Source organism: Marinobacter aromaticivorans (assembly GCF_002806975.1).
Taxonomy (GTDB): Bacteria; Pseudomonadota; Gammaproteobacteria; order Pseudomonadales; family Oleiphilaceae; genus Marinobacter; species Marinobacter aromaticivorans.
Genome location: NZ_NIHD01000012.1, coordinates 1 through 18338, shown reverse-complemented (window position 1 = coordinate 18338; position 18338 = coordinate 1). Strand labels below are relative to the sequence as shown.

The window sequence follows — 18338 nt, the reverse complement described above, 5'->3', positions numbered from 1 at the left end:
CTCTGTTCGGGTGTGTCAGCGAGTAACGCCGACCAGAACGGTTTTCAGGCTATTGGAAGGCATTTTTACCCGGCGCTCAGGCCAAAATGTTGTCTTATCCGGTCTGCAACCGCTTCTGCCACACGTTCCTGATCGCTGCGCAGGTGAATTGTGTGACTTTTCTCTTCGCTTGTGAGGGGTTCAAACCAGTCTTTCTGGACATCCAGCAGTTCCTCTGTTGCCTCTGACGCATCGCCCTTGCGTTTGCGTATCCACTGCTTGCGCAGTTCTTCCGGCGCGTCGCAGTGAATCAGGGCAAATGGCACACCCTGGCTTTCGGCAACTGCAGCAAACAATGCCCGCTCTTTTTCTTTCAGGCAGGCGGCATCCACGATAACCGACATGCCGCCAGCGAGGAGATCACTGGCCAGGCTGGCCAGGCGCTGATAGGTCTTTTCGTTGGCTTCCTCCGAGTACAGGTGGCCTCCGGTGGGCGACTGACTGCTTTCCAGTGGAGCCAGCCCATGCAGTCTTTTACGCTCAACGTCCGAGCGCAGCCGGATAAGGCCAAGCTCTGCTGCCATGGCGGCGCTGACGCAGGTCTTGCCGCTGGCGGACAAACCCACGGTTGCCAGCAGGTAGCGGTTGGGGATGCTGCTGTAGCCTTCGGCAAGCTGGGTATAGTCACGATAAAGCTGCATCAGCCTGTCTTTTTCGTCCTGGCTCAGAGCGGGGTTACCCAGGGTGAGCAGGGCTATCTTTGCCCGCACCATCGCCCGGTATGCCTTGTAAAGGGGTAGTAATGGCAGGGCTTGAAAGTCGTCGCGGTACTCAAGGTAGGTGTTAAGAACCAGGTTCGCCAGAGCAGGTTCGCGCCGGGACTCCAGGTCCATCAGCAAAAACGCCAGGTCGTTAATGACATCAATCCAGCGAAACGGCTCGCTGAACTCGATGCAATCAAAAACCGTAACCTCGTCGTTGTATACGGTGATGTTTGCAAGATGCAGATCACCGTGGCACTCACGTACAAAACCATCGCTTCGCCGTTTTGCAATCAAATCCCGGTGCCGTTCGAAGGTGGTCTGGGTCCAGGCCTCGAGGTTATCGAGCTGGCGAAGCAGGGTGTTGTCGCTAATGAGCGGTCGGATCTGGTCAAAGTTCTCCTGCATGGCTGCGTACACGGCCTCGGGCGTGCCCATGGGCTTGTCGTCGGCTATGGGTTCCAGGCTGTCGTGGAATTCAGCCACCTGCCGCGCCAGGCTGCAAAGCAGCTCCGGCTTCAGCGTGCCGGCTTCCTGTTGCTGGTCAAACAACTGGTTCTGGCGGAACTGGCGCATTTTCAGTATGTACTCAAACGGCTCGCCCTCACCGCCGATAACGGGTTTCTCTGGCCTTCCGGTAATCGGGAGCACCTCCAGGTATAGTGGCTCCGCGAGGCGGCGATTGAGGCGCAGCTCTTCCTCGCAAAAATGCTTGCGACGCTCCAGTGTCGAGAAGTCGAGAAATCCGAAATCCACGGGCTTTTTGATCTTATAGGCATACTGACCGGTCAGAAGTATCTGGGAGATGTGGGTCTCGATAATCTGGAACCCATCCACCGGATGGTAGTACAACGCGGGGTTTTGCAGTGCCAGTAGCAGATTGCCTTGGGATGTTTCACTCACGGTGCGCTCCTCGCTTCCCTGAACTCATTGATTTTTATTGCCCTATCATAACGGGCAGGTTACAGAAATAACACATACTTGGCCTGCCTTATGTTGTGCAGGCTTCGTTATAATCCGCCCATGAAAAAAAGCAGATCTTCTTCAAAGCCCAATAGAAAATCCAAAAGCAAAAACCGTCGGGGTGGGCGCCGCTCCCGGTTCTGGAAACTGTTCTTACGTGTTTCTGCGGTTTGCCTTGTGCTGCTTGCCTGCTGGATGGTGTACCTCGACGCAGTTGTTACTTCCCGGTTTGAGGGGAGGCGTTTTGAAGTACCCTCGCGGGTGTATGCGCGGCCCCTGGAGCTTTATGACGGCGCAGGTGTGAGTTCCGGGGCACTGGAGCGGGAATTGGCGCTTTCCGGTTATCGCAAAGGTGATGGCGTCAAGCCCGGTAGTTATCGGCGCAATGGCGGTCATTTTATAATCAGCACCCGGGGGTTCCGGTTTCCCGATGGCGATGAGCCCAGGCGCAGGCTGTCTCTCAACATTTACGGTGACCGGGTTCAGGACTTTTCTGTGACCGCCGGTGACGAGGCCGCGATTGTGAGGCTGGAGCCGGCACGCATTGGCGGAATATACCCGGCGCACAAGGAAGACCGCATTCTGGTGCAATTGAAAGAAGTGCCGGCCCTGCTGCCGGCGACCCTGATGGCAGTGGAGGACAGGAAGTTCTATGACCACTTTGGAATTGCGCCGCTCTCTATTGGCCGTGCCATGCTGGCCAATATGCGCGCCGGGCAAATTGTGCAGGGCGGCAGTACCCTGACCCAGCAACTGGTAAAAAACTTTTTCCTGACCCGCGACCAGACTCTGCTGCGCAAGGGCAATGAAGCCCTGATGTCGATTCTGCTGGAACTGCATTACGAAAAAGACGACATACTGGAAACCTATCTGAATGAGGTTTATCTGGGCCAGGCAGGCACCCGCAGCATTAACGGATTCGGGCTGGCCAGTCAGTTTTACTTCGGTGAGTCCCTGAAAGACCTGGATGTGCACCAGATCGCCCTGTTAGTGGGTATGGTGAAAGGACCAAGCTATTACAATCCGCGACGGCATCCGGAACGGGCGACAAAACGCCGTAATCTGGTGATTAGCGAAATGGAAGATGCAGGCCTTGTGGATCCCTCGAAAGCCGCCCGTGCTCGCGGTTTGCCATTGGGGGTTAGCGCCAAACCCTCGTATTCGGAGAACCGCTACCCTGCCTATATCGATCTTGTCCGGCGGCACCTGGCGCGGGACTACAAAGAAGAGGATTTGCGCAGCGAGGGTCTTCGCATTTTTACCACGCTGAACCCTGCCATTCAGTATGCTGCCGAATACGCGGTTACCGACACCCTGCCAAGGCTGGCGCGCGGAGAAACCGCCAAAGCGCTGGAGGCGACATTGGTGGTCACCGCCAAGGATACCGGTGAAGTTCTGGCGCTGGTTGGCGGAAAAGACCCGCAGTTTGCCGGATTCAACCGCGCTCTGGATGCCAACCGCCCGATTGGTTCGCTGATCAAGCCGTTTACCTACCTGACCGCGTTGGAGCAGCCTGATCGTTACACCCTTATGACACCGGTGCTGGACAAGTCGTTCACCCTGGAATTCGATGACGGGCGGCGCTGGCAGCCTAAGAACTACGATGGTGAGGAACGGGGCGAAGTACCTCTGCACCGGGCCCTTTCCAGATCCTACAATCTGCCTGCGGTGCGGGTCGGTCTGGATGTTGGTGTTCCCGCGGTACGTGAGACCCTGCGCGCTTTCGGCGTGGTTTCGCCCATATCCGAGTATCCCTCGATGCTACTGGGTTCTGTTGCCATGAGCCCGGTAACCGTCGCCCAGATCTACCAGGGGCTGGCCACATCCGGGTTTAACACGCCGTTGCGAACCATCAGGGAGGTGACGGACGCCGGTGGTGAGGCACTTTCACGATACAGCCTTGAAGTGGATCAGGTGGCGGACCCTGCAGCGGTGCATCTGTTGCAATACGCCATGCAGGAAACCATGCAGGAAGGCACCGGGCGCTCCGCTTACTACACGGTTCCCAAGGAACTGACCCTGGCCGGTAAAACCGGAACAACCGACGAGGGGCGTGATTCCTGGTTTGCCGGGTTCAGCGGCGATTTGTTGGCCGTTGCCTGGGTAGGGCGGGATGACAATGGGCCAACCGCGCTGACCGGTGCTACCGGAGCCTTGCCGGTTTGGTCGCGGTTTATGGCTCAGGTACCGCAACACGGGTTTTCACCCGTGGTGCCCGATGGGGTGAGTTATCACTGGGTAAATCCCGAAAAACAGGCACTAACCGATGAGTATTGCGATAATGCGCGCCTTCTGCCGTTTATTTCGGGTAGCGAGCCGACACAGAGAGTGTCCTGCTCCGGCACCCTTGAGCGGAAAATTCGAGGCTGGTTTGAAGGACTGTTCCAATGAGTAGGCAAGGTATTTTTAACGCAAGCATGCTGGCCGCACTTCTGACGCTGGCAGGTTGCGCATCCGGGCCGGGAGGCTCCATTTATGTGCCCGCAGGCGGCTCGTCCCGTGCGCCGGAGCCTCCGCAGACGGTGGACGATGAGAGCAAAGCCAGAGTCTGGCGCAAAAGCGAACAGACTGAAGCCCCAGAGCCTGAGCAACCGCCCGAACGCAATAACAAGCCGAGTTATCGTGAAGCCGGGGATGAGCTGTCACCGGCAGCTCTCGGCCTTGTTCGTGAAGCAGATACGCTCTTGCAGCGTGGTGATGTCCAGGGTGCCATTGTGCGGCTGGAGCGTGCCCAGAGAATCGCACCCAGATCCGCAGAGGTATATTTCAAACTGTCGGAAGCCTATGTGGCCGGCAGCCAGCTTGGCCCAGCAGAGCAGTTTACGCTCAAGGGATTGTCCCTGGCGGGAAGTGACACGCGGCTGCAGCGCGCAGGCTGGCTATTGCTGGCGGATATCCGCAGAGCGCGCGGTAACGTGGCGGGAGCGAACCAGGCTGAGGAGCGAGCCTCTGCCCTTTAGTAAATAATGCATAGAAGGCGCCTGCCGGGCATTTGCCGGGCAGGCGCGCGCCGCGCTCAGAGGCCTGCGTTCTTCAACCGGTTAGCATGCTGTTTGAAGACGGCTTTCGGGTCCGTCTCGAACAGGCTGTGCAGCCCCAGAGTCTGATTCACCTCATCAAGATGGTTCATGAAGTAATTATCCCGGATAACCTTGCCGAAGCGGCTGCTGCAACGTTCTACAAGACCGTCATTCTGGCTGGAACCGAATGCCAGGCTGGTGGTGCCGAGCAGGGCGTCAGACGGGTCCAGAACGTTGGTAATAACACCGGTACCGCCCCAGGAATAGAATCGTACTCCGTTTGCCGAATGGGCACCTTCTCCGCAGGCGCTTGCCGGAATGCCTGCAGGCGCAAAACTATTGAATTCCGCGCTGCCCTAGCTGGTCAGTGACTGCAGGCTGGCTTCCATGTTCTGATCGTATCCGCCCCCTGAGAGCAGGTCGATGAGGCCCCCAAGGGCATTACCCAGGGTGCCGGCAAGGCCACTCGCAGGCGATCCGACAATCAGGTCGGCAACCGCAGAGCCTTTGTGGGGCGAGCCAACGGAGGTGACCGAAGCCACCAGATCCGGCCTTACCCGGGCAACGTGGCGGGCTGTTGGCCCACCATGGCTGTGGCCTATCAGATTGACCTTGCCGTGAACGGCCGCAATGGCCTGTACCTGTGGCAGCAGGGCTTCGCCCCTGGCAATCGTGCTGTCCAGTGCGGGCACCTGGGTGGTATAAACATCCGCGCCATTTCTGCGCAGATCCTCTGCGATGCCGTACCAGTAGTCCACACCGACAATAGAGTCGAAACCGAACATGCCGTGAACCAGCACTACGGGGTACCGGGTATCGGCATAATTTGCAGGTTTGGAATTCCACCACCAGGCGGCGGAGGGGGCTGACCAGGCTATGGTCACAACCAGAGCGAGTGTTTTGATCCAGAGTTTCATTGTATTTCCTACAGTTTGAGGTTGTGTTTGTTGTTCAAACTGCGGCTCAACCTAACGGGTTGCTCCAGATACGCCATGCCTGCGCCGTAACACTCGGCCCAGAACCTCTGTGTGCTGACTTCCCTGTTGTTTTTGTTAGATGTTCGCCGTCAGAGCATCTCAAGGGATACGTGACCATAATTTGATCAGTGCGGCTGTATAGTCAACGGTTAAAGGGGCAAACATGCTGCCGCGGGAGTTAAAGTGTGACAGGGCTCACGGGTTGGCCCGGCAAGACATGCCTTTATGCAATGCTTGCCGGGCGCCGGTCCGTAAACCGCGCGTGTGACCTTGCGGGTCAGGGTTGATCAGGCTGCGGCAATCAAAGTGTTGCAAAGACCTTTTTGGCTGCAGCGATCGTTTCGGCGATATCATCACCCGACAAGGCAGCACTGGTGAAGCCAGCCTCGAAGGCAGACGGTGCAAGGTAAATGCCTTCTTTCAGCATGCCCTGGAAGAATTTCTTGAAACGTTCGGTGTCGCAGCGCATGACCTGGTCAAAGCGTGTGATGCTGGGTTCCTCGGTGAAAAACAGACCGAACATGGCGCCTGCGCCCTGGACCGTCAGCGCAATGCCGGCCTCATCAGCAGCGGCTTTGAGTCCATCCCGCAGGGCCAGGGTTTTTTGGGTCAGGCGATCGTGAAAGCCCGGTTCTGAAATGACGTTGAGGGTGGTAAGACCGGCGCACATGGCCAGAGGGTTTCCGCTGAGTGTTCCCGCCTGGTAAACCGGGCCAAGCGGAGAAATGTGTTCCATGATCTCCCGCTTGCCGCCAAAGGCGCCAACAGGCAGGCCACCGCCAATGACCTTGCCCAGGGCGGTCAGGTCCGGAGTGACGCCGTACAGTTCCTGGGCGCCGCCAAGTGATACCCGGAACCCGGACATTACCTCGTCAAAAATCAGCACGGTTCCGTGCTCATCGCAGACTTCCCTCAGGCATTCCAGAAAGCCCGGAGCTGCGGGGATGCAGTTCATGTTTCCGGCAACCGGCTCAACAATAATCGCCGCAATCTCGTCGCCCATTTCTTTGAAGGTTTCGCGCACACCCTCGATGTCGTTGAAATCCAGGGTCAGTGTCAGTTCTGCCAGGCTGGCGGGTATTCCTGGCGAGTTGGGAACCCCCAGGGTCAGGGCGCCGGAGCCGGCCTTCACCAGCAGTGAATCCACGTGCCCGTGATAGCAGCCTTCAAATTTCACAATCTTGTCACGGCGGGTGTAACCACGGGCAAGGCGAATGGCGCTCATGGTGGCTTCAGTGCCGGAGTTCACCATGCGAACCAGATCAATCGAAGGCACCAGTTCGCACACCTTGCGCGCCATGTCGGTTTCGATGGAGGTGGGAGCGCCGTAACCAACGCCAAGATCCACCTGGGCGTGCAGGGCATCTTTGATGCGTTTATCCGAATGGCCGAGGATCATGGGGCCCCAGGAGCCAATGTAGTCGATATAGCGTTTGCCATCTTCGTCGTACAGGTAGGCGCCTTCAGCGTGCTTGAAAAAGATCGGGGTGCCGCCCACGCCCCGGAAGGCGCGAACCGGGGAGTTAACGCCACCGGGAATGTACTTCTGGGCCTGTTCGAACAGGGTTTCGGAGTGCGTCATTTTTGAGAGCTCCTGCTATCGGGGGATTGAAAAGAGTGGGTGATGGCTGGCAAACAGCCTCTGGAATATTCTTGCTTTGTGTTCGATTGCTTCGGGGGTGCCCCCGAAAAGCCCGCCGACAACCGCCAGAAGATCCGCGCCTGCCCGTATGAGCAGCTCGCCGTTCTCTGTGGTAATGCCTCCAATGGCGGTAGCTGGCAGGCCAAGGCGTTTCGCTTGAACCAGTATATCGGGCGCTGCTGCCGGCGCATCCGGTTTGGTTGATGATGTAAAAAACCGGCCGAAGGCCAGGTAGTCAGCACCAGCGTTGGCGGCTGCTTCTGCCAATACAGGATCGGCATGGCAGGTGATACCGATGATGGCGTCATCGCCCAGCAAATAACGTGCTTCTTCGGCGCTGCAGTCTGTCTGGCCAAGGTGCACGCCTGCCGCGCCTACCCGCCTGGCCAGCTTCGGGTCATCGTTAATAAGCAACGGAATGCCGGCGCTGGCACACACGGACTGCAGATTTTGTGCCTGTGCGAGGCGTTCTGCCGCCGGTGCGGACTTTTCCCGGTATTGTATCATGACCGCACCGCCGCGAATGGCGGCTTCCACGGAAGCGGTCAGGGTTGCCGGGGGCGTAAGCCGGCTGTCGGTAATCGCGTAAAGCCCGACCGGAACACGTGTGCTCATCGCTCCCACAGAATACCCCGATCCGGAACCGGCTGGCCCTTGCCCACCTCAAGTGCATGCAAAATGGTTCTGTGTACGTAGTTTTGCGCTTGCGAAATGGCGGCGCGGGCCGAAAGCCCCTGAGCCCGCCCGGCAGCAATTGCTGCTGCAAGCGTGCAGCCGGTGCCATGGTATTCTCCGCCAATGCGCTCGATATCCCAGGACATCGGCGTAGACAAATGGTTGTACAGGGTGTTGGTAAGGTGAATACCGGTGCCGTGCCCGCCCGTGACAAGCACCGATGCGCAGCCGTTGGCGATGAGCCGGGCCGCAGCTTCATCGGGGTCGTCACTTTCACCCAGAAGCGCCAGTTCGAGACCGTTCGGAGTGATCATTTCCGCCAGCGGGAAAAGCCGCTCTTTCATGCTCGCAAGAATGTTTTCGTCGGCCAGGTCACCGCCGCCGGCGGCCTTGATGACGGGGTCGGTTATTACAGGAACATCCGGGTATTTGCCCAGAAATTCCACCAGTACATCCACCACCGCAGCGCTGCCCAGAGCGCCGGTTTTAACAGCATGTATGGGCGCATCACCGGCAATACAGTCGAGTTGCTTGCGAATAAGCTCCGGGTCGATAGCTTCGGCGCTGTAAACATTCCGGGTGTCCTGCACAGTCAGGCAGGTCAGTATCGGCAGCGGGTGGCAGCCTAATGAGGTAATGGCCTGGATATCAGCCTGGATACCGGCTCCGCCAGAAGGGTCCAGGCCGGATAGGACAAGCACCTGAGGGCGAGTGTAGTGTCTGATGGCTAAAGCTCCCTAGAAAGGTTTTACGACGGCCAGAATCACAACGGCCAGCAGGACGAATACCGGCAATTCGTTGAACCAGCGATAGAAAACATGGCTGCGGGTGTTCAGGTCGTCGCGAAACACTTTGACCAGATGCCCGCAGTAAAAGTGATAGATAATCAACAGCCCCACAAGGACAAGCTTTGCGTGCAGCCAGCCCTGGCTGAAATAGCCGGGCAGGTTATAGCTGAGCAGCCAGACACCAAAGATCACGGTGGCAATCATCGAAGGCGTCGTGATGCCCCTGTAGAGCTTACGTTCCATGATCTTGAAACGTTCACGCCCGGGTTCATCCTCACAGGCTGCATGGTAGACAAACAGTCTTGGCAGGTAAAAAATGCCCGCGAACCAGCACACCAGTGAAATTATATGAAAGGCTTTGACCCACAGCATTGATCAGCTCCGTCGGTATTGGTAATAACTTTCTATATCGGATTTGAGCACCACACCATAAACCCGCTGAATCATTGGAGCTACATGGCGCTGAACGTATAGAGCCTCGGCGCTGGTGGTTTCGAATTCATGCAGCGCCTCCTCGAGCGTTGCCTGATATTGTACCGGCGCAATATCCCGGCGGTTAGCCGGGATGTGTATCAGATCAATGAGTTCGCCCGGCGCTTCGCTTTCCTCTTTAGCCATTTCTTCGGAGTCTTCCAGATATCGTGCCAGATCGACCGCCGGTAGCAGTGCAGTGGGGCCGTTACTGCCCTCTACCACCAGCCATTTGGGCCCGGCTTTCAGGGCCTTTTGGGCTTCTTCGACAGTCAGGTGCCTTTCTATCCGCAGAATGCTTTTGTCCATGATTGCGGCCACGGAAACCCGGCGCAAGGCCTGAATAACCGGCGAATGCTGATAACTCAGACCCTGGCTTTTCAGTACCGTCAGAAACAGGGATTTTTTTCCAAAGGCCTCGCTGGTGATCAGTGTCGAGGTGGTAATAATCAGCATACCCGGAAGAATGATGTTCGGATTGCGGGTCAGTTCCATCAAGGCCATCAGCGCGGCGAGGGGGGCCTGCAGTACGGCGCCCATCATCGCGCCCATGCCAAGCATGGCGTAAAAACCAACCGATGAGGCGTGTTGCGGCATGAACTCTGCGCCCACAAGGCCCATGGCCCCGCCCAGGGTTGCACCCATAAACAGGGTGGGGCCGATAATACTGCTGGGCATTCCCAGGCCGACGGTTAATGCGGTAATGACAACTTTTACGACGCCGGCACTCAATAACAACCAGAAACCCAGTTCACCGTTGATGGTTGCATTGACCGTATCGTAACCAATGCCCATGGTTTCGGGTACCAGAACCGCGGCAGGAACCATGAGCACACCCGCAGTGATAACCCGCAGCATAACAGGGCGATGGCTGAAACGGCCCATGGAACCCACCAACTGGATAAAGAGCGCCGCAGCAACACCAATAACAATCGCAATAACCAGTATCCAGGGTATCTCCAGCAGTGAGTTCATGGTCAGCGCCGGAACGCTGAATGCCGGTTCGGCTCCGTATACAACCTGAGTTACAACCGCCGCACTTACGGCGGCAAGAATGATCGGCGTAAAGCCTGCAATGGTATATTCCATCATCACCACTTCCATAGCGAAAATGACTCCGGAGATGGGCGTATTGAACGAGGCGGAAATTGCGGCAGCGCAGCCACACGCCACAAGCGTGCGTATGCTGTTGTTGGGCAGGCGCATCCATTGCCCCATGAGGCTTGAGAACGCGGCGCCCAGATGCACGGCAGGGCCTTCCCGGCCAGCCGATTGCCCGGACACAACGGTTGTAACGCCCAGTATGAACTGAATAAAAGCGCTTTTGGCAGTAATGTAGCCCTGATGGTAATTCAGGCGTTCCATAACGTGCACAACGCCGACCTTGCGGTCTTGGTTTGCAAGGCGATGTAGGAACAGGCCAATGCCCAGTGCGCCGGCAAGTGGCAGCAACCCCCGGGTGAGAATATCCAGGTTCTCAAAGGTTTCTGATGCAAAAATGTCCGATTCATCCCCTGGCAGGAAATGTTCCAGGGGCCACTCGATGGCCAGGCGAAAAACCAGAATCACGCCGCCAGTAACCAGGCCGGACAGCAAACCGAGTATGGCAAGCTGGGGCAACGAATCAACGCCGGAGAGCCTGCCCGGGAAAGTACTCATCAGGTTTTCTTTAATCCGATGCCAGGTATTTTTCATGTATGCCGGTATTCCGGTATGGAGGAGGATGGCTTGCCAGAGAATTTCTGACAACATTGTAACCGTCGGCCTGCAAGCTGCAATAAGTCCTTGGTTTATCATGATAGACTAGGCCATCAAGCTACCAGGCTACAGAGCATGGCTTTTAACATCCTGACCCAACCTCGCTGGAGTGAAAGTTGATTAAAGTAGGTATCGTGGGTGGCACCGGGTATACCGGCGTCGAACTCCTCAGAATTCTCGCAGTTCATCCGGAAGTAACGGTTAGTTGCATTACCTCAAGGTCGGAAGCCGGAGTGCCGGTGGCCGATATGTATCCGAACCTCCGGGGGCACTTTGATCTGGCATACTCAGAGCCGGATGCCAGTGTGCTGGCGGCGTGCGATCTGGTGTTTTTTGCAACACCGCACGGGGTTGCCATGCGAATGATCCCGGGGCTGATGGAATCCGGTGTGCGGGTTGTCGATCTTTCTGCTGACTTCCGTATCAAGGATTTACAGGTTTGGTCCGAATGGTATGGCATGCCCCATGAGTCGCCGGAGTGGGTCGAAAAAGCGGTTTATGGTTTGCCTGAAGTGGTGCGCGACGAAATAGCCAGGGCGCAGTTGGTTGCCAACCCCGGGTGTTATCCGACTGCCGTTCAGCTGGGTTTCCTGCCTTTGCTGGAGCAGGGGCTGGTTGATCCTTCACGGCTGATTGCGGATGCCAAATCCGGCGCCAGTGGCGGTGGCCGGCAGGGCAAAATCGGAATGCTGCACGGTGAGGTAGGTGAAAGTTTTAAAGCCTACGGCGCATCAGGACACCGTCATTTGCCTGAAATTCGCCAGGGTTTGTCGGCGGCTGCGGGCACGGAAATCGGTGTTACGTTTGTGCCGCATCTGGTTCCGATGATTCGCGGTATTGAAGCAACGCTTTATGCAGAGATGAAAAATCCTGCGGATTTTGACCGGCTGCAAGCATTGTTTGAAGGGCGCTATCGCAACGAGCCGTTTGTGGATGTTATGCCTTTCGGCAGCCATCCCGAAACCCGCAGTGTGCGCGGTGCCAATCTTTGCCGTATGGCGCTGCACCGCCAGGAGCGGAGCAACATTGTTATCATTTCGTCGGTTATCGACAACCTGGTAAAAGGAGCTGCTGGCCAGGCAATCCAGAACATGAATGTCATGTTTGGTCTGAAGGAAACGCTGGGTCTTGAAGCACCTGCACTGCTGCCTTGAGGAACGTCAGTGAGCGAACAACGCAAACCGGCTGAGGAGTATGTGGTTATCCGGCACCGGCCGGGCTACAGGTTCAGGCGCGCAGCTCTTCTTGTAAGTTTGACGCTTGTGGCAGCAGCTGCGGGCTACGCTGCGGGTCTGGCTCAGGGCGGTTTCCGTTTTTCCAGTGCTGAAGCCTCTAACGAACAACTGAAAGACAGGGTTGCCAGGCTGGAAAGCAATTATCGGGATGCCCGGCAGCAACTGGTTAATCTCGAGCGTGGCAAGCTGATTGATCAGCAGGCGCTGAACGAAGCCAGGAAAATAATTGTCGATCTGGAAACCCGTGTTGGTGCCCTGCAGTCCGACCTGACGTTCTATAAAAATATCATGGCGCCCTCGGAAACCAGTAAAGGTTTACAGGTTGATCGCTTTTCGCTGGGCAGTGATCGCCAGCCAGGTGTTTATAATTTCAAGCTGGTGCTTACCCAGGTTGGCAATAACAAAAGTTATATTGCCGGTGTCGTAGCGGTTAATATCATCGGCATGCGCAATGACGAGAAAGAAGTTATCGCTTTGCGCGACCTTTCTCAGGACATAGAAGATCTCGGGGTGAAATTCCGCTTCCGGTATTTTCAGGATGTAGAGGGCAAGCTGACACTGCCCGATGACTTCGAACCATTGGAAGTGCAGGTGGTTGCGCAGGCTCAGGGGCGCAAATCCTCGCAGGCCGAACGGACATTCAACTGGGATGATTTAACGGAGAACTGACAATGCTTGGCAAAAAAAAACAGAAGCCCCGCCGGCCCACGGGTAGTTTCGACACGCTGATTTCATCACGCACGACTATAGAGGGTGATGTGCATTTTTCCGGCGGTCTGCATGTCGACGGCCGTATTCGTGGCAAAGTACTGGCTGAAGATGGCAGTGATGCGGTCTTGCGGGTCTCCGAGGTGGGCGAGATTACCGGTGATATAGCAGCGCCCCATGTGATTATTAACGGCACGGTTCACGGAGACGTATATGCGTCTGCGCATCTTGAACTGGCGGAAAAGGCAGCCATTAATGGCAGTGTGTACTACAACCTGATCCAGATGGCGATGGGCTCCTCGGTCAATGGCAATCTTGTTCATCAACGCGAACCTAAGGCGCTGCTGACCCAGGAAAAAAACACAACCAACGAGGCTGAGAATGCTTCAGCCGATGCAGAGGCCAGAGAGCTGGCGGAAGAAGAGGGTGGTGGAAAATCCGAATAGTTGATTGTTTTACTCAGGAATACCATAATCCCTCAGGTCTTATCAGGTAATCCGGAGGCGAACTTGAGTGTAGTTCAGCAGCAAATGGCAACACCACTGTTCTTCAGTGACAGTGCGGTCAACAAAGTACGTGAACTGGTTGAGGAAGAAGACAACCCGAGCCTGAAGCTGCGCGTGTTTGTTACAGGCGGTGGCTGTTCCGGATTTCAGTACGGGTTCTCATTTGACGAAACTCAGGATGACGAGGACACAGTCATCGAGCGGGATGGTGCCGTTCTTCTGGTAGATCCCATGAGTTATCAATACCTTGTGGGAGCCACCATTGATTATCAGGAAGGCCTGCAAGGTTCCCAATTCGTTGTGCAAAATCCCAATGCCAGTTCCACCTGTGGTTGTGGAAGTTCGTTTACCATTTGAGATTCCAGGGTCGATAGCGTTTGGAAGAGCGGGGATAGCCTGCGGTGTCAGGCCGGGTATATGGCCCCGAGTATTCGCGGCCCGGAAGCACCCGTTGCCTCTGCAAGGTTACCCGGTTTGCCGTTGATCGTTTGCCGGGCCAGCCATGCAAATGCGGTTGGCTCTACCCACTGGGGGTCAATACCAAGTTCAGCTGTGTTCAACAAGCGAACGGGAGTAAGCGCCTGCGATAGCTCATTCATAAATACCCGGTTCCGGGTTCCACCCCCGCAGGCATAGACTGTCATAGGCAAGGATTGAGGGATTTGCCGCACGGCTGTTATCACCGAAAGCTTCAGCAGTGTGCGCTGAACATCTTCGGGTCGGGTTTCGGGATGCCGCTGCACCATAGTTTTAACCCACTGAAGATTGAACTTTTCCTTTCCGGTGCTTTTGGGCGCTGGCCGTTCGAAGTAGGCATCTGAAAGCATATCTCCCAGCAGGGCCTGATCAACAATGCCTTCCTCGGCCCATTGGCCATCTTCATCAAAGGGGCGGCCTGTCTGATCCTGGCACCAGGCATCCATCAAGGCGTTTGCCGGGCCTGTATCGAAGCCGGTTACAGGCTTCTCCGGGTTGGAAGGAATCCAGGTGATATTGGCGATGCCGCCGAGGTTGAGAATGCATCGATCTTCGTTTTCAGAGCCGAAAAAATGTTTGTGAAAAGCCGGAACCAGGGGGGCGCCTTGCCCGCCGGCGGCCATGTCCCTGCTGCGGAAATCCCCCACAGTAGTAACCCTGGTTTTTTCCGCAATGATCGCAGGGTTGCCTACCTGAAGAGAAAAGCGCCCGGGCCCTGACGGTTGATGACGCAGGGTTTGCCCGTGGCTCCCGATAGCGGAAACCGTTGACCTGTCTATACCGGATTTCCGGATCAGGTTTTCAGCGGCATCCGCAAAGAGGGTGCCCGTCAGGGTGTCAAGCTCTCCGATTTCATCTGGCGTGGCCTGGTTTTGACTGGCCAGTTCCAGGCGATGACGCAGGTCTTCGGGGTAAGGGGAGGAATGTGTTTCATGAATGCAAACAATTTTGTCCTGGAAGGACACCAGCACGGCATCTATGCCATCCATGCTGGTGCCGGACATCAGCCCGATCCAGGTATCCATGGGCCTCAGTCTTCCGAGGCCAGGGCGAGGTGCTGGTAGTTTTTCTTGAACGCATCAAACTGGGCGATCTGCTGCCCTGCAAACTTTTTGAAGCGGACCATTTCTGTGGCAGGGATGGGTTGGGCATCCGGCAGCTTTACCGTCCGCGAGTTTCGTGGCGAGCCATTTAACCGGAATTCGTAGTGCAGGTGTGGCCCGGTCACCATGCCGGATGAACCGACATAGCCAATTGTTTCACCTTGTTTTACCCGCGTGCCGTTTTTGATGCCTTTGCCGATCCGGCTCATGTGTGCGTACAGGGTTGTTATGTTGTCGCCATGTTTCAGGACGACTGTTCGGCCATAGCCACCTTTCCATCCGGCAAACTGGACCCGGCCATTACCGGCAGCCTTGATTGGCGTGCCCGGTGGTGCGGCATAGTCTGTTCCTTCGTGTGGGCGCACAACATCCAGCACCGGATGGCGGCGCTGAAGGTTGAAGGGAGAAGAAACTCTGGCACTGATGGGCGTGCGCAGGAAAGCCTTGCGCATGCTTTTCCCGTCAGGGGAGTAGTAGTCGCTCTCGCCATTGCTGTCGGTGTACAGGAGCGCGAGATTCTCCTCGCCGCGGTTTATAAAGCGGGCAGAGAGGATGCGGCCTGTGTCGAATTTTTCACCGTCAAGGTACAGTTCCTCATAAACCACTTCAAACCGGTCACCTTTACGAACATCGTAAACAAAGTCGATATCCCAGCCGAAAATCCCTGCCAGCTTCATGGTGAGCCTGTCATTGAGCCCGGCGTCACGGGCTGCAAGGTATAGAGAGTCGTCAATGGTGCCGGAAGCAAATGCCGGCCTGGGCTCCGGTTTCCGTATTACTGTCTCGCCGCTGAAAGTGCCTTCCTGTCTGGCAATCTTCAACGTTTCCAGCAGGTTGCGCTGGAGCTCAACCGCAGCAAGCCCGCCTTCGCTGTCGATCCCGAAACGGATAGTCTCACCAGCGTAAAGGCGCTGGATCTTGTCAGCCTCTCCTTCACCATGAATAACGGAGAGCATCATGCCGTCGTTAAATCCGGCCTTTTTAAACAGGGATGACAAGGTGTCGCCGGATTCAATATCAAAGGACTGCCACTTCAGGCGGGGCTCTGACTCAACCGGTGCCGGCTCCGGAGTATTTTCAGCAACTTCCGGGCCGCTTTCCGCAGCGGTATCTTCAGGCTGGCTTTCAGACTTAACAGACTTTTCAGGCGTCCGAGCCTGTTTTTGTCGCGGCTTTTGCGAGATGATTTCTGAGGCTGTGCCCTGCTCCAGATCCAGAGCGTAGGACATGCGTTTGGCCTCAACGTCCGCGCTGGGGCTCATAAGAATAGCGGCAGTTACCACCACGGTTGCAGCGGCGGCGATGGTAATATGGGTTTTCGGGAACGTTTTCAGCACGTGTTGCATCCGTTTTAATCGGTATTCCGGCAGCTTGTGCTACCCAATTAAAGCTGTTGTTCAAGTATAGACCAACAGATTACCCCATAGAAAGCATGTGGAACAGCTTGAAACATTACGGTTATTGCGCTGCTGGCCGGATTTCTTGTGACAGCGTTGATATAATAAGCGCGCCCGCAATGCCCGGATTCGTTTAAAAACTGAGCAGTTACACTGTAGCAAGACGCCGGGTAACTCACAGATTTCTTTTGTTGAAGTCTGTAACTGATCATTTCGTGAAACTGACTGGAGTTGAATAATTCATGGCATCTATTGATGAAGCGCTGGCCATTATCAAAAGGGGCGTAGACGAGCTGATACCGGAAGAAGACCTGGTTGCCAAGCTGAAAGAAGGTCGTCCCTTGCGCATCAAGGCAGGTTTTGATCCCACGGCCCCCGATCTCCATCTCGGGCATACGGTGCTCATCAATAAATTGCGGCAGTTTCAGGACCTTGGCCACCAGGTCATCTTCCTTATTGGCGATTTCACGGGAAAGATCGGGGATCCGTCTGGTAAAAGTGCTACCCGGCCCCCGCTTTCAGATGAGCAGGTTGCGCAGAACGCAATTACCTATAAAGAGCAGGTGTTCAAGATTCTCGATCGTGAGAAAACCCGGGTGGTTTTCAACTCCGAGTGGATGAGCAAGCTGAGCGCGGCGGACATGATTCGCCTGGCGGGCCAGTATACGGTTGCCCGCATGCTGGAGCGGGATGATTTCACCAAGCGCTACCGCGCAGAGCAGTCTATCGCCATCCATGAATTCCTCTATCCATTGATTCAGGGTTACGACTCTGTCGCCCTGGAGGCAGATGTTGAACTGGGTGGTACGGATCAGAAGTTCAATCTTCTGATGGGGCGTATTTTGCAGAGGCATTACGGCCAGGCGCCCCAGGTCGTTATTACCATGCCGATTCTGGAAGGGTTGGATGGCGTCCAGAAAATGTCCAAGTCCCTGGGTAATTATATCGGTGTCAACGACTCTCCCGGAGAAATGTATACCAAGCTGCTTTCTGTGCCCGATGATTTGTTGTGGCGTTACTTCGAACTCCTGAGTTTCAGGCCTCTGGCCGAGGTGAATGAATTCCGGAGTGCCGTGGATGGAGGGGCAAATCCCCAGGACTACAAAAAACTTCTGGCAGAGGAAATTATTACCCGCTTCCACAATGAAGAGGCAGCCCGGACGGCTCACAAGTCTGCTGGTAACCGGGTCGCTTTGGGAGAGATTCCCGAGAATGTGCCGGAGGTGGAGGTTTCTCTGGATGGTCAGCGGGAAATACTTATGCCCTCTGTGCTGCGTTTGGCTGGATTGGTGAAAAATGGAGCAGCTGCGCGGGATGTTCTGGGGCGCGGTGCGGTTTTTGTGGATGGCCAGAAGTTTGAAGGTGACCGGACTTTTGTTGAGGGGGATACCTGCGTGATTCAGGCCGGAAAGAAGAAAATTGCCCGGGTATTGATCACTGCATGACCGATTTTGGGTAATTTTGAGTTTATTTCAAAAACCCCGTTGACAGTTCTGCGGGTGTCTGTAGAATGCGCATCTCCTTCGAGGGGTGCACCGCTGAGGCGGGGTGATTCTGGAAGGGCAACTGTTTGAAAGTATTGAAGAAAGCGGAGTTTAACTTTCTTCAAATAAACGGTTGACAAGGCGGCGGATCGATGTAGAATACGCCACCTTGATTGAGCAACGGCTCAACGGCTCTTTAACAAATTGACCAAGTAATTCGTGTGGGCGCTGGCTGGAGTATTTCGACAGGAAATACCAAGACAGCGACTCGTCGAAAATTGAGTTTTGTCTTGAGCAAGATTAAAGATCTTCGGATCTTGTATGATTTAAACTGAAGAGTTTGATCATGGCTCAGATTGAACGCTGGCGGCAGGCTTAACACATGCAAGTCGAG

General features: G+C 55.7%; 15 protein-coding genes, 1 rRNA gene and 1 pseudogene. 8 read left to right on the top strand and 9 right to left on the bottom strand.

The window, feature by feature from the left end; all coding sequences use genetic code 11:
• Nucleotides 1-65: 65 nt before the first annotated feature.
• Nucleotides 66-1643 (bottom strand): bifunctional aminoglycoside phosphotransferase/ATP-binding protein, encoded by a 1578-nt coding sequence (locus tag CDH48_RS15295; protein ID WP_100689610.1) that lies wholly within the window; start codon nucleotides 1641-1643, stop codon nucleotides 66-68.
• A 120-nt stretch (nucleotides 1644-1763) separates the two neighbouring features.
• On the opposite strand from CDH48_RS15295, the gene mrcB reads away from it, so the two are divergent.
• On the top strand, nucleotides 1764-4094 hold the full coding sequence (gene mrcB, locus CDH48_RS15290) for a penicillin-binding protein 1B (RefSeq protein WP_100689609.1): 2331 nt from the start codon (nucleotides 1764-1766) through the stop codon (nucleotides 4092-4094).
• Complete coding sequence (locus CDH48_RS15285; RefSeq protein ID WP_100689608.1) at nucleotides 4091-4663, top strand: tetratricopeptide repeat protein; 573 nt, start codon at nucleotides 4091-4093, stop codon at nucleotides 4661-4663. Before mrcB ends, CDH48_RS15285 begins: the two co-directional genes overlap by 4 nt.
• A 56-nt stretch (nucleotides 4664-4719) precedes the next feature.
• Here CDH48_RS15285 and CDH48_RS15280 read toward each other — a convergent pair.
• The 6 genes and pseudogenes from CDH48_RS15280 to CDH48_RS15255 all read right to left on the bottom strand — a co-directional run bounded on the left by CDH48_RS15280 (nucleotide 4720) and on the right by CDH48_RS15255 (nucleotide 10971).
• A pseudogene (locus CDH48_RS15280) lies at nucleotides 4720-5640 on the bottom strand (lipase family alpha/beta hydrolase).
• A 361-nt stretch (nucleotides 5641-6001) separates the two neighbouring features.
• Nucleotides 6002-7282: a glutamate-1-semialdehyde 2,1-aminomutase gene (gene hemL, locus CDH48_RS15275; RefSeq protein WP_100689607.1), complete on the bottom strand. Its 1281-nt coding sequence runs from the start codon at nucleotides 7280-7282 to the stop codon at nucleotides 6002-6004.
• A 15-nt stretch (nucleotides 7283-7297) separates the two neighbouring features.
• On the bottom strand, nucleotides 7298-7966 hold the full coding sequence (thiE, locus tag CDH48_RS15270; RefSeq protein WP_198515513.1) for a thiamine phosphate synthase: 669 nt from the start codon (nucleotides 7964-7966) through the stop codon (nucleotides 7298-7300).
• Nucleotides 7954-8718 (bottom strand): bifunctional hydroxymethylpyrimidine kinase/phosphomethylpyrimidine kinase, encoded by a 765-nt coding sequence (thiD, locus tag CDH48_RS15265; protein WP_227521113.1) that lies wholly within the window; start codon nucleotides 8716-8718, stop codon nucleotides 7954-7956. Before thiD ends, thiE begins: the two co-directional genes overlap by 13 nt.
• 36 nt (nucleotides 8719-8754) lie before the next feature.
• Nucleotides 8755-9177 carry a protoporphyrinogen oxidase HemJ gene (gene hemJ / locus CDH48_RS15260; RefSeq protein WP_100689605.1) on the bottom strand — a complete coding sequence of 141 codons (423 nt, stop codon included), beginning with the start codon at nucleotides 9175-9177 and terminating at the stop codon, nucleotides 8755-8757.
• Nucleotides 9178-9180: 3 nt separating this feature from the next.
• The gene (locus tag CDH48_RS15255; protein WP_100689604.1) at nucleotides 9181-10971 is read right to left on the bottom strand and encodes a chloride channel protein; all 1791 of its coding nucleotides are present in this window, start codon (nucleotides 10969-10971) and stop codon (nucleotides 9181-9183) included.
• A 179-nt stretch (nucleotides 10972-11150) separates the two neighbouring features.
• Here CDH48_RS15255 and argC point away from each other — a divergent pair, with 179 nt between their 5' ends.
• The 4 genes from argC (at nucleotide 11151) to erpA (ending at nucleotide 13840) form a co-directional block, all read left to right on the top strand.
• Entirely contained in the window at nucleotides 11151-12188 is a 1038-nt protein-coding gene (argC, locus tag CDH48_RS15250; protein WP_100689603.1) for an N-acetyl-gamma-glutamyl-phosphate reductase, read from the top strand.
• A 9-nt stretch (nucleotides 12189-12197) separates the two neighbouring features.
• Nucleotides 12198-12938 (top strand): DUF6776 family protein, encoded by a 741-nt coding sequence (locus tag CDH48_RS15245; RefSeq protein WP_100689602.1) that lies wholly within the window; start codon nucleotides 12198-12200, stop codon nucleotides 12936-12938.
• A 2-nt stretch (nucleotides 12939-12940) separates the two neighbouring features.
• Nucleotides 12941-13423 (top strand): bactofilin family protein, encoded by a 483-nt coding sequence (locus tag CDH48_RS15240; protein WP_100689601.1) that lies wholly within the window; start codon nucleotides 12941-12943, stop codon nucleotides 13421-13423.
• Between the two features lie 84 nt (nucleotides 13424-13507).
• Nucleotides 13508-13840 carry an iron-sulfur cluster insertion protein ErpA gene (erpA, locus tag CDH48_RS15235; RefSeq protein ID WP_188437786.1) on the top strand — a complete coding sequence of 111 codons (333 nt, stop codon included), beginning with the start codon at nucleotides 13508-13510 and terminating at the stop codon, nucleotides 13838-13840.
• 47 nt (nucleotides 13841-13887) lie between these two features.
• Here the strand turns inward: erpA and CDH48_RS15230 are convergent, their stop codons facing one another.
• Both CDH48_RS15230 and CDH48_RS15225 read right to left on the bottom strand, forming a co-directional pair.
• A complete protein-coding gene (locus tag CDH48_RS15230; protein WP_100689599.1) occupies nucleotides 13888-14985 on the bottom strand; it encodes an anhydro-N-acetylmuramic acid kinase in 1098 nt (365 codons plus the stop codon).
• A gap of 5 nt (nucleotides 14986-14990) precedes the next feature.
• Nucleotides 14991-16400 (bottom strand): peptidoglycan DD-metalloendopeptidase family protein, encoded by a 1410-nt coding sequence (locus tag CDH48_RS15225; protein ID WP_100689675.1) that lies wholly within the window; start codon nucleotides 16398-16400, stop codon nucleotides 14991-14993.
• Nucleotides 16401-16702: 302 nt separating this feature from the next.
• Between CDH48_RS15225 and tyrS the strand changes: the two genes are divergently transcribed.
• Both tyrS and CDH48_RS15215 read left to right on the top strand, forming a co-directional pair.
• Nucleotides 16703-17905 carry a tyrosine--tRNA ligase gene (tyrS, locus tag CDH48_RS15220; protein ID WP_100689598.1) on the top strand — a complete coding sequence of 401 codons (1203 nt, stop codon included), beginning with the start codon at nucleotides 16703-16705 and terminating at the stop codon, nucleotides 17903-17905.
• Between the two features lie 367 nt (nucleotides 17906-18272).
• Nucleotides 18273-18338: ribosomal RNA gene (locus tag CDH48_RS15215) — 16S ribosomal RNA — on the top strand; the annotation flags it as partial.